The sequence below is a fragment of the Acidimicrobiales bacterium genome, assembly GCA_041394185.1.
In the GTDB taxonomy this organism is placed as follows: domain Bacteria; phylum Actinomycetota; class Acidimicrobiia; order Acidimicrobiales; family Poriferisodalaceae; genus JAAETH01.
This window is the reverse complement of sequence record JAWKIQ010000001.1, coordinates 467067-482240: the sequence shown is the minus strand read 5'-3', so window position 1 is coordinate 482240 and position 15174 is coordinate 467067. Positions and strand designations below refer to the sequence as shown.

Genomic DNA, 15174 nt, shown 5'->3' with positions numbered 1-15174 from the left:
CCGGTCCGAGCGGTTTGGTCGAGCATGCAATCGCACGCAGATCTGGCCGAGCGCTATCGGTCGACCAGAGCTCTCACCGAGGCCTTGGCCGAGCCCCTGTCTGCCGAGGACCAGACGGTCCAGTCGATGCCCGATGTCAGCCCTACCAAGTGGCACCGGGCGCACACCACATGGTTCTTCGAGACCTTCATCCTCGAGTCGCACCTGGCCGACTTCGCGCCATACGACGCCCAGTTCCGCTACCTGTTCAACAGCTACTACGAAGGCATCGGACCCCAGTTCACCCGCGCCATGAGGGGCCTGGTGTCTCGTCCGGGCGCGGCCGAGGTCGGTAAGTACCGCACCCATGTCGATGCTTCGATGGCGGACCTCCTGCACTCTCGCCCCGAGGTCGTTTCGGAGTTGACCGAGCTGGGTATCAACCACGAACAACAGCACCAGGAACTGCTGTTGATGGACATCAAACACGTGCTCTCGATCAACCCTCTGCAACCCGTGTATAGGCCCGACATGGGCTACTGCGCCCCACACCCGCCCAGTGCGGAGCTGGGCTGGTTGCCCCTGGACCCCACCGGTCTGGTCGAGGTCGGATACGAAGGCGACGGATTCTGCTTCGACAACGAGCTGCCCAGACACCGGCTGCACCTATACCCGTTCGAGATCGCCGACCGCCTGGTGATCGCCGGCGAGTGGCTCGAATTCATCGAAGACGGTGGCTACGAGCGACCCGACCTGTGGCTGTCCGACGGGTGGCACACCGTGCGCGCCCAAGGGTGGCAGGCCCCGCTGTACTGGACACGAGACGGCAGCGATTGGCTGGTCCACACACTGGGAGGCACCCGCGCGGTCGACCCCGCGGAGCCCGTGTGTCACGTGAGCCACTACGAGGCCGACGCCTTCGCCCGCTGGGCGGGGGCACGATTGCCAACCGAGTTCGAGTGGGAATTTGCCGTCGCAACGCTGGGTTCTGGCCCTGTGCGTCCGCTCGACCTCGACCGGCTGCACCCCAACCCCGCCGTCCCTGGTGGCGGGCTTCAGCAGGCATTCGGCGAATGCTGGCAGTGGACGTCTTCGGCGTACCTGCCCTATCCGGGATATGAGCCGGCGGCGGGTGCCATCGGCGAATACAACGGCAAGTTCATGTCCAACCAGATGGTGCTGAGAGGCAGCTGCGCCTATACGCCGTCTGGACACCAAAGACCGACCTACCGCAACTTCTTTCCACCTCCGCGAGGTGGATGCTGGCCGGCGTCAGGCTGGCACGAGGGGGAATCCGATGAATCCGACAACAACAATCGCTGGGCCTGTCGCGCCCACATTCGAGATCCACGTCGACGAGCACTGGCGTGAGCGGGCGCTCATCGAGGAGGTGCAGGCGAACCTCACGCGTGTTCCTCGTCGCCTCTCGCCTCGTTGGCTGTACGACGATCGCGGCAGCGAGCTGTTCGACCAGATAACCCGACTGGGCGAGTACTACCCCACCGAGGCCGAGCGCCGGCTGCTCGCCGAGATCTGCGACGACCTGGTCGAGCTGAGCGGCGCCGACACCTTCGTCGAGTTGGGGTCTGGCACCTCGGACAAGACCAGGACCATCCTCGATGCGTTCTGGCGGGCCGAGTCACTGACCCGGGTGGTGCCGTTCGACGTCAGCGAGCAGACGCTGCGCGATTCGGCTGTGCTGCTGAGCGATCGGTACCCGGGGCTGGAGGTGCACGGTGTGGCCGGCGACTTCCACGAACACCTGCTCGAGGTCGACACCGAGAACCTGGGCACACCCATGCTGGCGTTCCTGGGGTCGACCATCGGAAACCTCGACGAGGCGCAGCGAGCCGAGTTCCTGGCCGAGGTCGGAGCCTGGTTGCCCACCGGCGGAACCTTCCTTCTGGGATTCGACCTCATGAAGCCCGTCGACCGCATCATCGCGGCCTACAACGACAGCGCCGGGGTGACGGCCGAGTTCATCACCAACCTGCTGTGCGTGCTCAACAACGAACTCGATGCCGATTTCGACCCCAGCTCGTTCGAGTACGTCGGCTTGTGGGACCCTACGCACACCCGCATGGACATGCGGCTGCGGTCGCTTCGCACCCAGACCGTCGAGCTTCCCGGGGCCGGCGTAACCGTCGAGTTCGAGGCCGGCGAGGAGTTGTGCGCCGAGATCTCGACCAAGTTCACCGTCGAGCAGATCTGCGGCGAGGTCGAGGCGGCGGGCCTGAACCTGGTTCGCACCTGGACCGATCAGCGGCAGGACTTCGGGATGCTGCTGGCGGCCAGGCTCTGAACCTCGCGCTAGCTGCAGTGCGCGTCGAGACTCTGCAGAGCAAGGGCAACTGCAGCTTCGGCGAAGTTCCTGCGTGCGCCATCAGAGTGTGCCGCCTCCACCAGCACGCCGTGCACGCCGGCGACCACGAAGCTGGCCGCCGCCGATGGGTCGAAGGCTCGAAATTCGCCTGAGCCGATCCCGGCCGCGACGATGTCTGCGAAGCGCTTCCTGATCGGTTCGAAGGAGTGCTCCTCTCCGAAGCCTGCCTCGTGAAACAACGCGTGGTGAAGCGCATGATTGCTGGCGGAGAAGTCGAACAGCTGCCTGATCAGCTGTGCGATCTGTTCTGCCGATGTGGCCTCGTCGTCGGTTTCGATGGCGTCCAGAAAGCGCTCGAGATAGCGATCTCGGACCGCGTCGATCAGCTCGTCCTTCGACGAGAAGTACAGGTAGGTGGTGCCCTTGGCCACGCCGGCACTGGATGCGACGGCGGCGACGGTCAGCGAACCCAGGCCCTTGCCTATGGCGACCGATTCGGCTGCATCGAGGAGTTGCCCGCGCCGCAGTTCGGGAGATCTCGACCTCTTCGACGTAGGCACGCCCGAACTCTACACCCGCACTGACCATTGGTCATTAACTTGACTAATGACCGCCGGTCAGAAAGACTGACAAACCAGTAATGACCGTTGGTCAGTAATCGACGGCCTGCAGTGAAGGAGAGTCAGATGACAGACCTACCCCCACCAAATCATCACGGAGGTCAGGCAGGTTTCAGCGGCATCTCCGGTGCTTTCGCAGCCGCGACCTTCCTGATCGGACGCTCACAGGACGCCTCTCTCGCATGCGACCTGATGGCCGTTGAGCCAGGCGACCACGTAGTCGATATCGGGTGCGGACCAGGCAGGACCCTGCGCGAAGCGATCGCCCGCGGTGCAAAGGTGACCGGCGTCGACCCGGCCCCGGTGATGCTTCGCACCGCTCGGCTACTGACGAGAAGCGACAAGGCCGTCTGGCTGGACGGCACGGCCGAGGATCTCCCGGTCGACGCGGGCGCGGCGACCGTGGTGTGGTCTATCGCTACCGTTCACCACTGGACCGATGTGCAGGCGGGCCTCGCAGAGTGCTGGCGCGTGCTGTCGCCTGGAGGCCGGCTGTTGGCTCTCGAACGGCGTCGCAGCCCCAAGGCGACCGGGCACGCGTCACACGGTTGGACCGAACAACAAGGCGAAGCGTTCGCCCAGATGGCCCGGGCCCAGGGCTTCGACGACGCCAGCATCGGCCTGCATACAGTCCGCCGCGGCGCGCTGATAGCGGTCGTGGCCTCTAAGCCGCTGGCTGCGCCTGGATCTGGCGAGACAACAACACCTCAGCCGTAGAGATCGACCAGTTCCAGGCCCAGCCTGGCCAGAACCTCACGCACCTCGGCGGGAGCGCTGACGTCGAGGTCGGCTCCGAAGCCGGCCAGCTCACGCCCCAGCACCTCGTGAGACCAGCCGCGTGCCTCGAACTCGATCCATCCATCCTTGCCGGTCGCACCAAGCGTCACCCTGGCACCCAAGCGTGCTCGGAGGGCCGCTACAGCGCCGCCGGAGGCAACCCGCCCGGAAGCGCTGACTGTGAGGGCGTGTTAGACGAAAACGACATTGATCTGCGCCCAGGCCTCGGCCAGATCGAAATCCGGCGGTCGAGCAACCTCGTCGTCCAAGACGAAGACGCCGTCGAAGCGGTCGAGCCGGAACGAGCGCAGGCCCGACTGGGTGCCTGCCACCAAGTACCAACGGTCTCGCTTCTCGACCAGTCCCAGCGGGTCGGCACTTCGCTGCGAACGGTTGCCGCGGCCGTCGACGTACCCGAATTCGATACGCCTGCCCGATGCCAGGGCCGCCGAGACATCGCGGAACACCACCGCCGTCGACCTGCTGAAGTCGACCTCACCCCAACCCGCCTGGTCGGTGAAGACCAGCTTCGAGACATTGTCTGCACTGTCGCGAAACGGCTCGGGAAGGGCGCTGATGATCTTTCGCAGCGCGCCCTTGAGCACCTGGTCTCCGCCCTGGTCGCCCACCGACAACACCAGGGCGGTGGCCTCAGACTCGTTCAGGCCGGACAGGTCGATGGTGGCGCCACCAAGCAAGAACCAGCCGCCACCGCGGCCCCGTTGCGGGTAGACGGGCACCCCCGACATCGCCAACGCCTCCAGATCTCGCCGCGCGGTGCGGGTCGAGACCTCGAGTTCGTCCGCGGCCTCGGCAACCGTGATCTTTCCTCGACGCTGGAGCATCAACAGGAGTTGGACGAGTCGATCTGCACGCATGTTTCGATTATCCATCCGAAAGTGGCCATCAGATGTCCACTTCAAGATGGTTTGATCCGCTCATGACCAACAGCGACAGCATCAATGCACAAGACACCGACCCGCGCCAGGGCTGCGAGGCAGCACTGGCCACGTTCCGCCGAGTAGCCGAGTCGATCGGGCCAGACGACCTCTCCAAACCAACTCCGTGCGACGACATGAACGTGGGGCAGCTGCTCGGCCACACCGTCGGGGCCGCCGGCAGGCTTGCTGCGGCCGGTCGGGGCGACGACCCGAACGCTGTCGACCTCGAACCGGCGATCGATCCCGACGGCTATGTCGCCGCCGTCGACGCTGTGACGGGCGAAGTGCGGTCCGCGTGGGCCGACCCGGCCAGGCTCGGCGAGGTGGTCACTTTGCCATTCGCCCAAATGCCTGGCGCCATGGCGGTGGGTATGTACACCGCAGAGATTCTCATCCACAGCTGGGATCTGGCTGCTGCCGCGCAGCTGAACATCGACTGGCCAGACCTGGTGGTGCTGGCAGCCCTGGCCGGCATGCAGATGGCTCTGCCCGACGAAATCCGCAGCGACCCTGAGGTGCCTTTCGACCGGGTTGTCGACGTCCCCAGCACGGCGCCCGCCATCGAACGCCTGGTCGCTTGGACCGGTCGAAATACAGCCGCGTGGCCGGCCACAGCGAGCTGAAGTTGCCCGGGTGACGGCGGGCCCCGAACGACGGCGGCACCGAGGCCATAGGCTGCCACTGCCGAGGCAACAGCTCGGTCATCGCCGACGATAGGGGCCCGCCGTGACCAACCCGGCCGCCACAGAGCGAGAGCTGCTGTGCAACCTGTTCGCAGAGGTCGGGCCCCAAGCGCCCACCCTCTGCGGAGACTGGACGACCCTCGACCTCGCCGCCCACTTGGTGGTGCGCGACCGCAGACCCGATTCGTTGCCCGGTCTGGTCTTCGACTTTGCCGCCGGCCACACCGAGAAGCTGCGGCTCGAAGCCACACAGCAGCCGTTCGAGGAACTGGTCGACCAGGTGCGAAGTGGCCCGCCTCGGTGGTCGCCGGCCAGCTTCGCCTTGGTCGACAAGGCAACCAACACCATCGAGTTCTTCGTTCATCACGAAGACGTGCGGCGCGGATCTGGGTCGGGAGCAGGACGAGACCTGCCGGCAGCGACCGAAGACGAGTTGTGGAGCGGCCTCAAGCGGGTGGCGCCGGTGTTGCGACGCCAGTCTCCAGCACCGCTGACCATCGCCACCGACGACGGCCGCGAGCTGAAGATAAAGAGCGGCCCCTCGCCCGTGCGCGTCACCGGCCCGGTAGGCGAGCTGGTTCTGTTCATGTACGGACGCCAGGCGGTGGCCCACGTAGATGTTGCAGGCGACCAGAACGCCATCGACCAGGTGATGACCGCAGCTTTCGGCGTCTGACCCACACCCGGCACCCGCTGTGGGTGACGCGGCGGTCTCAGGGCATGCGCAGGAGCTGGTCGCGGAGGTGGCTCCACACCAACGCACCGCCGGCAGGCCCATAGTGGGTGCCGTCCCAGCGAATCGACGGGTTGTCGGCGATCGAAGGGTCGTCGCACAAGGCGGGCGGTGAGGTCACCAACTTCATCCGGTCGTTGAATTGGTCGTCTGTCGCTGCGATCTCGGCCAACAGTTCGTTGAGATGGTCGGTGCGCCAACGTTCGCCTCGCTCTGGCAATGGCGTCAACCCCCCACCCGGGCGAGGGAATTGGCACGGAACCTCGAGCAGGGCAACCGACGTGTCGACGGGTTCGAACGCTGCCCGCACGCGCTCGAGACCATTGCGCAGAACCTCGTCGTGGGCCTCGGATCCGAACGGCACCACCACCCCATCGATCGACAGGTCGAACACCTCCCAGGCGCCGATGACCACCAGCACCACATCGGGCCGGTGGGCGGCCACGTCGGCTGCCCAACGTTGGGCGAAGTTGACGCAGGCCGAGAAGTTGCGCCTGGTTCGTCCGCCGCTGATCATCGACCCGCTGTCGATGATGCCGCAGCCCTCGATGGCCGAGTCGCGAAGCGACAAAACCCCGTCGAGAGACGACGGCGAATTGATGACCAGGGTGATGCCCACCGAGTCGCCCACGACCTCGACCGAACGCGGCAACACCGGATCGCTCAGCTCGACAGTGTGGGCAAAGTTCGATTGCACCGCGACGATCATCGGCCCACCCACCAAGGGCAGCGTGACCGCGTCGGTCACGGTCTGATCGCCCATGTGACCTCCCCCGTTGTACAGCAGTCGCGCATCCGACCCGTCGACCGCTCGTGCCGACACCGCGATATATCCGTCTGACACGAATTCCAGACGAGTGCCGGCCGGCGTTCGATCGATTCGGTATACGTCGGAGCCCTCGGCCGACACCGGGTCGCCACCCTTGCGCCAGTGGGTTGCATAGGACAACGGCAGCACCCGCATCGTCCAGATGCCGGTTGTATCGATGTCGACGGCCGCCAGATCGGGAGCATCGACCACCACCCGGGCGACGCCGGGCGACGGCACTTCGATCGCCTGCCCCAGCCCCTCGTAGAAGAAACTCGAGCTGCCGGCCGTACTGATCGACACCTCGACGATCACCCCATCGTCGTGGTCGAACGCAACCGACGCCGGCCCGGCACCGTTGGATGTTTCGACGCCGACGCCGCGGGTGTCGCCAAATGGCCACACCGTGCCGCTGGTGTCGAGCATCAGGTACCCCGACAGGTCAGAAAGAACTGCGACCGCAACCACGCCAGGCGCGTCGAACCCGGCCAGGCTGCCGTGGAAGCGACTCTGCCCGAAGTTGAAGATGCCGCCGTCGCCACCCAGCATCAGATAACCCGCCGGGCCCGGAACCAGACCTACGATGCCCGACGCAAGGGCCACACCCGGCAACACTCCAGGGATCGATCCGTGGAACTGCGCGTCGCCAAAGGTGAACGTGCCACCGTCGGCGCCGATCAGCACATAACCCGCGGCGGTGGCGCTCAACGCGACGATCGAAGCATCGAGCTGCACCCCTGGAAGCACCTGAGGGATTGATCCGTGGAAGCGGGCTGCACCCATTGCGAACATGCCGCCGTCCGAACCCAGCAGGTAATACCCAGAGCCGTCGGGCAGGGTCGCGGCCGCCACGATGGGGCCGGCCAGTTCGAGGTTCGACACATCGCCGTGGTAGGTGGCATCACCGAAGGTGTGAACGGCCCCCAGGCTGGTGAACATCCAGTAGCCGCTGCCAGACGGCGTCGGAACCAGCTCGACCACGGTTTCGCCGGGTCCCAGCGCCGGACGGTCGCCGAAGTGTGCCGCCGGCCCTCTGGTTTGCACCGTTCCGTCGGCACTGGTTATCCAAAGCCCGAGCTCATCGGCGGTCAGGTCGATGTCGACGAACCCGCCCGTCGTCTGGGCGGCCGCGACAGAACCACCGACCGACGCTGCCGCTGGCCCTCCGCTGGCCGGGGCCGGCGGCATCAGCCACGCCAGCGCCGTAACGACCACGGCCGCGGCGGCGGCATTCGACAGGGGCCGTCTCAACTCCAACCACCGTCCTGGCTGATGACCTGCCCATAGATGAACGACGCCTTATCGCTGGCGAGAAACAAGGCCAACTCGGCGGTTTCGGCCGGGTCTCCGACCCGTTTGGCCGGAATCTCGTTGTCGACCCTAGCGATGAACCTGGGGTTCTCGAGCACCTCTGGCGGGTAGTAGGTGTCGTTGGCCACGAAGTTCTGGGCGATGGCGTTGAGCCGTATCCCGTGTCGCGCCAGGTCATGGCCGGCCGACCGGACGAAGGCGTTCTGGGCCGCCCTGGCGGTTACGTAGGCGATGGCGTGTGGTTTCATCCTGCGCAGCGGCGACGACGACGTCATTGCAACGATCGAGCCGCAGCCGCGCTCGATCATTGCGGGCGCAGCGGCCCTGACGATTCGCATCAGGGGATGCACCATTGCATCGAAGCCCTCGAGCCACGGTCCATCCTCGATGTCGACGGTGTTGGCGCCATACGCGGGCAGATCGGTGTTGGCGACCACGATGTCGAGCGGCCCGCAACGAGCGATGAGCTCGTCGGGGGCGTCTGGGTGGGTCAGCGGGTCGGTGTCGGCGATGACGTCGGCGCCCTCGGCCTCGAACAGCGCTGCTATCGCCGGACCCATGTAGGCATCGGCGCAGGTGACCAACACCGCCTTGCCCGCAAGCCTGTCGCTCATCTTCGGCCTCCAGGCGCCGATTTCGATCAGGTGAGGCGCCTCTCCAGACAAGGTACGACAACGACGAGCTCGAACGGACGAGCCACCGCGGCCGCCGACCTCGAGCCGTCGTCGGCAGCGGTCACCCCGCAGGGGCCCGGCTTCGGCCACACTTCTGGCGTGGATCGCAACGACAAGCTGACCGCGGCGGGCGCCCTGGCACTGCTGGTGGCCTTGGCCGTGGCAATAGCCATCGCCAGGCCCGCGTCGTCGCCCGACGACCTCTCGATTCTGGCGTCGATCATCCTCGGCGTTGTCGAGGGTCTGACCGAATACCTGCCCATCAGCTCGACGGGCCATCTGCTGGTGACCCAGGAGTTGTTGGGTCTGGGCGGCACCGAACAAGCCGACCTGGCCCTGGACACGTACGCGATATGTATTCAAGCCGGAGCGATCTTGGCGGTGCTGGTGTTGTACCGCCGGCGCATCGCACAAATGATCGCAGGCATGTTCGGCCGAGATGCCGAAGGCCGCCGGGTCCTGCTGGCGACCATCACAGCGTTCGTGCCCACCGTGGCCATCGCGCTGGCTCTGCAGGATCCGATCCGTGAGCGTCTGTTCGGCCCAGGCCCCATCGCCATCGCCTGGTTCGTCGGTGGCTTGGGCATCTTGTACCTGGTGCGGACAGATCGCCTCAACCAGACCGGAGCCTCGATCACCGAGATGACGCTGCGCCAGGCGTTCCTGATCGGGCTGATCCAGTGTCTGGCGTTGTGGCCCGGCGTCAGCCGCAGCCTGTCGACGATCGTCGCGGCAGTGCTGGTGGGCATGTCGCTGTCGGCAGCCGTCGAGTTCAGTTTCATTCTGGGTCTGGCCACCCTGGGTGCCGCCACCATCTACGAGGGGCTCGACAACGGCCAGAACTTGATAGACACCTACGGCATCACCACACCGCTGATCGGGCTGGTCGTCGCGTTCGTCAGCGCGGTCATCGCCGTTCGTTGGATGGTCACCTGGCTCGAGCAGCGTGGGTTCGCGATCTTTGGCTGGTATCGCCTGGTGGTCGGCGCGGCCCTCGGTGTGGCGGTTGTTGCGGGCGCGATCTGACACTCGCCTCGCAGCGGTGTCGAGCCAATTGGACTCGCTGACCACAATCGATGACACTTGGTCACCGGCCGACCCGGCCCGCTCCGCATCGAGGTGACGACATTGACCGACAAGCAGGTCAAGGCCATGACGGCCGACATCGAGACACCGGTGTTCGAAACAACCGCGTTCACCACACCCAAGCCGCTGTCTGAGGCCAAGGTCGCCATCGTCACCTCGGCCAGCTTGCACCACCCCGACGACCACGACTTCGCGCCCGCGGACACCGGCTTCAGGGTCTTGTCGTCGGCCAGGCGCGACTATGTGCTCGGTCATTGGAGCCCCAACTTCGACACCACCGGATTTGCGGTCGACATCAACCCCGTGTTCCCCATCGATCGCCTCGACGAACTCGCCCAACAGGGCGTCATCGGACAGGTCTCCGACGTCCACCTCTCGTACGCCGGCAACCAGTTCGAGCTCAGCGCCATCCGCATGGACAGCGGCCCCGCTGGGGCCAAGCTGTTGCTGGACAACGACATAGACGTTGTGTTGCTCACCCCTGTCTGACCGCTGTGCACGCGTACCGTGAGTACGCTCGCCCACGTCTTCGAGGCCGCCGGCCTGGCCACCATCGCCTTGGGATCTCAACGCAACCAGATCGAGGCCACCGCGCCACCCCGAGGGCTGTGGTGCGACTTCCCGCTCGGCCGCCCGCTGGGCAAACCGGCCGACCCCGAGTTTCAACATCGGGTGTTGGCCCATGCCTTCTCGCTGCTCGACGCCACCGAGCCGGTGTTCGCCGAGTTCGGCGAGAGCATCGTCGACGACAACGTCGAGGTGATGGCCTGCCCGCTGCCCCCTCGCCACGACCCAAACGCACACCCGGCCGTAGACGAGGCCCGCGGATTGCGCCCGGCCTACGAACGTGCGGTCGAACGTTATGGCAACCGCATGGGTGCGGGGCGTGTGGTCGACGCCGACCACGTCGTCGACGCGCTGGAAGCGTTCATCAGGGTGGCCGACGGTGTGCCGTGGAAAGAGGCCGGTGTCCCAGGCATTCCGGCCCGGGTGGCCCAAGACATCCGCGGCTACTACGAAACCGCAGCATTGGGCTTGGCCGACTCGGTCCCCTCGGCGTGGGCGGGTACCCGTTGGTTCCTCGACCACACCCGGGGTGGCGAGGTCGTGCTGGCGGCGCGAGCGGCCATGCGCGAGGCGGGGGTCAAGTCGCCCGTGTGGTTCTACATGGCCCCTGGCGACCACTAGTTGCCGACGGCCACTCCCCCGGGGTTTGCCGGCAGGTGGTCGAACAGCCCCGCCTGGCGGGTCCGACGGTACTCGTCGACGATCGGTTCGAGATCGGCAGGGCTCGCGCCGTGCAGGATCACGCCGTCACACCCCAGGTCGAACTGGTTTCGGATGGTCTCGACACATCGCTCGGGCGAGCCCGTCGCCGCCGGCGCCAACCAGTCGGCCGGTATCAGCGTGGCCACGTGCTCGAGCTGCTCGGTGGTGGCCAGCTGGTCGAGGGCCCCTCTGAAACCGGCGACGAATTCGTCCTGCCGGAAACGCCGCAGAACCTCGGGGTCCCAGTCGTTGGTGCGCACCATCAAGTCGCCGTAGGCCTGGAGGTAGGTCGCCATCCGGCCCACAGTCTTCTTCAGCACCACCGGTTCGGGCAGATGGTCGCCGATGGTGGCCAGGCACGACCACACACGCACGTGGTCGGGATTGCGGCCGGCCTCTTCGGCTGCCCGCTTGACCTGGGCAACGACCCGCGACGTGGTCTCGTCGGTGAAGAAGGTGTGCAGCACCACCGCGTCGAATGCCCGGCCCCCGAGGGCCAAAGAGTTGGGACCAAACGCGGTGAGCGTCATAGGTATGCGCTGGGCGCCCATGCCCGATATCGCAAGAGCCGGAAAGCGGCCGGCGGGGCCGTCGTGGCCCAACACCGCCTCCCCACGCCAAACGCGGCGCATGATCGACACGAAGTCTTCCATCTGTGCAGTTGTTATGGCCCCCAGCCCGAAGGCCTTCATGGCTCTCTCGATACCTCGGCCCAAACCCAGAGAGAAGCGCCCGCCGGTGAGTTTGTGCATCGTCATCGCGTAAGACGCCGTCACCATCGGGTGACGGGTGTTGTGATTGGTGGCGGCGGTGGCGATGCCGATGCGCTCGGACACGGCGCCGGCGGCACCGCTGAGGGTCGCCGCCTCCTTGATGTTGAAGCGCTCGCTGATGAAGGCAGAGCCGAGGCCCATGGCCTCGGCTCTGCGGATCTCGTCGATCAGGTCTCGCGGTGATTCTGGCGCGCCGGCCAGGGTGTAGAACCCCAGCTCGTTCATCTGTGTGGGTGGGGCCTGACCGAGCTGCGAATCCATCGCAGCATTGTGCCCCGGCGCGGCAGGGCCGGAGAAGCCCGCGTCAGATGGCGCCCTCGCCAGAGATGTTCGCTCCGACACGATTCATCTCGTCGATGTTGCGCCCGACCTCGTCCAGGTCCATCCCGGTTTTGTGCTCGACCAGGCGGCGCAGGTCTTCGTCGGAGAGATCCTGGGCACTGGTGCTCTCGATGAACGAACGGACGAACCATTGCGCCATCTCGAGCATGGCGGTCTGTTTGATGAACAGGTCCTCGGTGACCGGATCTGCCGCAGAGGCCTCGATCGCCTTTCGGTGGTCGATGATGATGCCCGTGTAGACCGAGTCGAGTTCGCGGAGGTGCTGGGTCACCAGGCCCCTGCCGATGGCATAGTCGTCCCACGTGCGGTGTTCGACGATGGCGCCGGGGGTGCCGGCGGGTACTCCGCCCATGGTCCGCATCCGCTCGGCCAGCTCATCGGTGGCCTCGCGCACCTGCGCGACCTGGGTGTCGAGCATCTCGTGCACACTCAAGAAATCGGGTCCGACCAGGTTCCAGTGGATGTGCTTGAGCGTCAGCTGAAGGTCCAGCAGGCTCACGAGCCTGGTCTGCGCGACCTCGACGATCTTGGATGCGTCCTTGCTGTCGAGACCGGGGACGGTGCGGTGCAGGTTCGATTCGGTGCTCATGGTCGTTGTCCTCTTTCTGTGTTGGGTTTCTGGATGGTCGGGGTCTTCTGTTTCGGCGCCCAGCCCGAAGGTCATGCGGTGCTCGAGCGGGTCGGTACCCGGCTCGGACGGAAGCCACACGGCCAGTGCTCGGCTGCCGGGAATCATCCCGACTCGGTCGCCGCAGCGACCAGTTGCTGGAGCGCTCGCTCGCACTCACGGCAGGCCTCGGCACAGGCTGCACAGCTCACGTGATCGTGCTGGCTGCACTGGGCGGCACACTCGACGCACGCCAGGATGCAAGCGCGGACCTGGGCCTGCCACATGTCGCCGCTGGGGGTGGGTCGTGACAAGACCTTGGCTGTTGCGTCGCACACGGCCGCGCAGTCGAGGCAGGTGCGGATGCAGTCGTGCATCGACGCGGCTCCTCGGGCCAGTTCGCTGTCGGCGCAAACGGTGCAAAGGATCGAGCACCGCCCGGTCGCCTCGATTGCCCGCATCAGCTCGGGAAAGTCGAACGTCGATCGGGCCGGATGATCGGCAAGAGTGTCTGCGAGTGTCATTACTACCTTTGTTTGTCTTTGGCTTGGCTGCTTTCGTTGGGTTGGCTACCCAGCGACCGAGATGGCTAAACACATCCGGGTTTCATTCGCACGCGGTGCGGGTAGGTCAGGCCCATGGCCAACAGACAAAAAGACAAACGATCTTCAAACACGCTCGGCGATTACGCCACCGGCGCCGACACACTCATCGGAGCCACCCAAGCTGCTCGAGAAGCAGGCTTCGACGGGTCGATGCGGTCGCTCAGCAACGGCAGGGTCGCGTGCTCGACCTGCAGCGCCGAGTACTCGGCCTCACAGTACGAGGCCATCTTCGAGCATCGGCTCGAAGGCGCCAGCGACGTCGCCGACATGTTGATCCTCATCGCCGGTCGCTGCCCACGCTGCGCCACCAAATCGAACCTGGTGCTGGGATACGGGCCCAATGCGAGCCCCGAGGACGCCGACGTCCTGGAACGGCTCGATCTCAGCGGGGCGACAGCTCTCGAGACTGCCGACTGACGAGACTGCCGACTGACTCTGGATCAGTCGCCGGAAGACGCGTCAGGAGTCACCGCCGGCGGCCTCCTCGCGCATCAGCGCCATCGACCGGCGCAGCAGCCGAGATACATGCATCTGACTGACCCCAACACGGTCCGCGATCTCGGTCTGGGTGAGTTCGTCGTAGAAGCGCAAGCGCACGATGTCGCGCTCGCGCTCGGGCAGCGAATCGAGCAGCCGCTCGACCAGAACCCGCGACGGGGTGGCCTCGACCTGCTCATCGACCTCGGCAATCCGCGCCGAACGATCGATGAGGTCGTCTCCTTCCACAGACGAGCCACCCTCGAGCGAGCTGGTCGAGAACGCATTGCCCGCACCCAGCGCTCCCACCACCTGATCCACATCCAGGTCGAGCGCCTCGGCAACCTCTGAAACCGAGGGCGAGCGGGAGAGGTCCTTGGTGAGGCGCTCGATGGTCGAACGGACCAACAGATGCAACTCCTTCATCGAACGCGGAACCCGAACCGCCCAAGCTGCGTCTCGAAAATGGCGCTTGAGTTCGCCCTCGATAGTGCGCCCGGCGAAGGTCGTGAAGGCCGCTCCAACACCAGGATCGAATCGGTCGACCGCCTTGACCAACGCCAGCAGGGCCACTTGCTCCAGGTCTTGGCGCTCGAGCCCTCGGTTTGAATATCGCCTGGCCAGATGGTTTGCGAATCCGATGTGAGCCTCGACCAAAGCGTTACGGTCGCGGCGGCGGCGCGTCTGGCGGTAACGCTCGAAGAGGGCGTCTATCTCACCCTGGTCCGGACGCGAACTCACGGGGTCTGGAGGCCTCTGCGAACCCAGCCGCTGGGGCCGTCTATGTGGTACTCGTCGACAACGCGGTCGAGAATACGGCGCGCGAGGTCGTCGAGGATGTCGGGCTCGGGGCTAGCTGGAACCCGATCTGCGTCCTCGACGTGTACGTCGGCCCTCAGCTCGTCATCGGTCAGCGTGAACTGCAGAGCCATCGTTTGACAGCCATTGTCCTCAGCCCACTCGATCAGCATCGCTACCAACTCGTTCACCCCGGCCACCACGTCGTCGATGCCGTCGACCGAGAAGCCGAGATCGGCAGCCAGGCTGGCAGCGGTGACCCTGGCCACTCCGACGAACCTCGTCTGGGCGGGAATCCGCATCGTTATGGCGGCCTCGGTCATGAGAGGGTGGCTCCTGTCGTGGGGCGGTCGGCGGTCGGTGTTTGG

General features: G+C 65.8%; 17 protein-coding genes and 1 pseudogene. 9 read left to right on the top strand and 9 right to left on the bottom strand.

Going from position 1 to position 15174, the window contains the following annotated elements:
- Positions 1-24 precede the first annotated feature (24 nt).
- A complete protein-coding gene (gene egtB / locus R2770_02325; protein MEZ5279282.1) occupies positions 25-1350 on the top strand; it encodes an ergothioneine biosynthesis protein EgtB in 1326 nt (441 codons plus the stop codon).
- A complete protein-coding gene (egtD, locus tag R2770_02320) occupies positions 1277-2281 on the top strand; it encodes an L-histidine N(alpha)-methyltransferase (protein MEZ5279281.1) in 1005 nt (334 codons plus the stop codon). Before egtB ends, egtD begins: the two co-directional genes overlap by 74 nt.
- Positions 2282-2289: 8 nt before the next feature.
- Here egtD and R2770_02315 read toward each other — a convergent pair whose 3' ends face one another.
- A complete protein-coding gene (locus R2770_02315; protein MEZ5279280.1) occupies positions 2290-2862 on the bottom strand; it encodes a TetR/AcrR family transcriptional regulator in 573 nt (190 codons plus the stop codon).
- A gap of 126 nt (positions 2863-2988) precedes the next feature.
- Between R2770_02315 and R2770_02310 the strand changes: the two genes are divergently transcribed.
- Positions 2989-3639, top strand: coding sequence for a class I SAM-dependent methyltransferase (locus R2770_02310; protein MEZ5279279.1), 651 nt, complete (start codon positions 2989-2991; stop codon positions 3637-3639).
- Here R2770_02310 and R2770_02305 read toward each other — a convergent pair.
- Positions 3630-4577 (bottom strand): annotated as a pseudogene (locus R2770_02305) (YafY family protein). The gene R2770_02310 and the pseudogene R2770_02305 overlap by 10 nt on opposite strands.
- 62 nt (positions 4578-4639) lie before the next feature.
- Between R2770_02305 and R2770_02300 the strand changes: the two are divergent.
- Positions 4640-5263, top strand: a complete 624-nt coding sequence (locus R2770_02300) for a TIGR03086 family metal-binding protein (protein ID MEZ5279278.1) — start codon at positions 4640-4642, stop codon at positions 5261-5263.
- 103 nt (positions 5264-5366) lie between these two features.
- Positions 5367-5999 (top strand): TIGR03085 family metal-binding protein, encoded by a 633-nt coding sequence (locus R2770_02295; GenBank protein ID MEZ5279277.1) that lies wholly within the window; start codon positions 5367-5369, stop codon positions 5997-5999.
- 37 nt (positions 6000-6036) lie between these two features.
- Here R2770_02295 and R2770_02290 read toward each other — a convergent pair whose 3' ends face one another.
- Entirely contained in the window at positions 6037-8115 is a 2079-nt protein-coding gene (locus R2770_02290) for a hypothetical protein (protein ID MEZ5279276.1), read from the bottom strand.
- On the bottom strand, positions 8112-8789 hold the full coding sequence (locus R2770_02285; GenBank protein ID MEZ5279275.1) for an SDR family oxidoreductase: 678 nt from the start codon (positions 8787-8789) through the stop codon (positions 8112-8114). Before R2770_02285 ends, R2770_02290 begins: the two co-directional genes overlap by 4 nt.
- Before the next feature lie 159 nt (positions 8790-8948).
- On the opposite strand from R2770_02285, the gene R2770_02280 reads away from it, so the two are divergent.
- The 3 genes from R2770_02280 (at position 8949) to R2770_02270 (ending at position 11123) form a co-directional block, all read left to right on the top strand.
- Complete coding sequence (locus R2770_02280) at positions 8949-9875, top strand: undecaprenyl-diphosphate phosphatase (GenBank protein MEZ5279274.1); 927 nt, start codon at positions 8949-8951, stop codon at positions 9873-9875.
- Positions 9876-9977: 102 nt separating this feature from the next.
- Positions 9978-10424, top strand: coding sequence for a glycine/sarcosine/betaine reductase selenoprotein B family protein (locus R2770_02275; GenBank protein ID MEZ5279273.1), 447 nt, complete (start codon positions 9978-9980; stop codon positions 10422-10424).
- An 18-nt stretch (positions 10425-10442) separates the two neighbouring features.
- Entirely contained in the window at positions 10443-11123 is a 681-nt protein-coding gene (locus R2770_02270) for a hypothetical protein (protein ID MEZ5279272.1), read from the top strand.
- Here R2770_02270 and R2770_02265 read toward each other — a convergent pair.
- From R2770_02265 to R2770_02255, 3 genes are read right to left on the bottom strand one after another with little or no spacing between them, the layout of a single operon-like run.
- A complete protein-coding gene (locus R2770_02265; GenBank protein ID MEZ5279271.1) occupies positions 11120-12238 on the bottom strand; it encodes a TIGR03857 family LLM class F420-dependent oxidoreductase in 1119 nt (372 codons plus the stop codon). The two genes, R2770_02270 and R2770_02265, sit on opposite strands and share 4 nt — an antisense overlap.
- A 43-nt stretch (positions 12239-12281) precedes the next feature.
- Entirely contained in the window at positions 12282-13055 is a 774-nt protein-coding gene (locus tag R2770_02260) for a DNA starvation/stationary phase protection protein (GenBank protein MEZ5279270.1), read from the bottom strand.
- On the bottom strand, positions 13052-13450 hold the full coding sequence (locus R2770_02255; GenBank protein MEZ5279269.1) for a hypothetical protein: 399 nt from the start codon (positions 13448-13450) through the stop codon (positions 13052-13054). The genes R2770_02260 and R2770_02255 overlap by 4 nt, the downstream gene beginning before the upstream one ends.
- A gap of 114 nt (positions 13451-13564) precedes the next feature.
- On the opposite strand from R2770_02255, the gene R2770_02250 reads away from it, so the two are divergent.
- On the top strand, positions 13565-13948 hold the full coding sequence (locus R2770_02250) for a hypothetical protein (GenBank protein ID MEZ5279268.1): 384 nt from the start codon (positions 13565-13567) through the stop codon (positions 13946-13948).
- A gap of 42 nt (positions 13949-13990) precedes the next feature.
- On the opposite strand, the gene R2770_02245 is transcribed toward R2770_02250, so the two are convergent.
- Complete coding sequence (locus R2770_02245; GenBank protein ID MEZ5279267.1) at positions 13991-14749, bottom strand: SigB/SigF/SigG family RNA polymerase sigma factor; 759 nt, start codon at positions 14747-14749, stop codon at positions 13991-13993.
- Positions 14746-15129: a hypothetical protein gene (locus R2770_02240; protein ID MEZ5279266.1), complete on the bottom strand. Its 384-nt coding sequence runs from the start codon at positions 15127-15129 to the stop codon at positions 14746-14748. The genes R2770_02245 and R2770_02240 overlap by 4 nt, the downstream gene beginning before the upstream one ends.
- Between the last annotated feature and the right edge of the window lie 45 nt (positions 15130-15174).

Excerpts from the sequence above, each read along its gene's own strand:
- R2770_02300 (MEZ5279278.1), top strand. The coding sequence starts at position 4,640 with ATGACCAACAGCGACAGCATCAATGCACAAGACACCGACCCGCGCCAG.
- R2770_02265 (MEZ5279271.1), bottom strand. The coding sequence starts at position 12,238 with ATGGATTCGCAGCTCGGTCAGGCCCCACCCACACAGATGAACGAGCTG.
- R2770_02285 (MEZ5279275.1), bottom strand. The coding sequence starts at position 8,789 with ATGAGCGACAGGCTTGCGGGCAAGGCGGTGTTGGTCACCTGCGCCGAT.
- R2770_02260 (MEZ5279270.1), bottom strand. The coding sequence starts at position 13,055 with ATGATTCCCGGCAGCCGAGCACTGGCCGTGTGGCTTCCGTCCGAGCCG.
- R2770_02250 (MEZ5279268.1), top strand. The coding sequence starts at position 13,565 with ATGGCCAACAGACAAAAAGACAAACGATCTTCAAACACGCTCGGCGAT.
- egtD (MEZ5279281.1), top strand. The coding sequence starts at position 1,277 with ATGAATCCGACAACAACAATCGCTGGGCCTGTCGCGCCCACATTCGAG.
- R2770_02255 (MEZ5279269.1), bottom strand. The coding sequence starts at position 13,450 with ATGACACTCGCAGACACTCTTGCCGATCATCCGGCCCGATCGACGTTC.
- R2770_02240 (MEZ5279266.1), bottom strand. The coding sequence starts at position 15,129 with ATGACCGAGGCCGCCATAACGATGCGGATTCCCGCCCAGACGAGGTTC.
- egtB (MEZ5279282.1), top strand. The coding sequence starts at position 25 with ATGCAATCGCACGCAGATCTGGCCGAGCGCTATCGGTCGACCAGAGCT.
- R2770_02310 (MEZ5279279.1), top strand. The coding sequence starts at position 2,989 with ATGACAGACCTACCCCCACCAAATCATCACGGAGGTCAGGCAGGTTTC.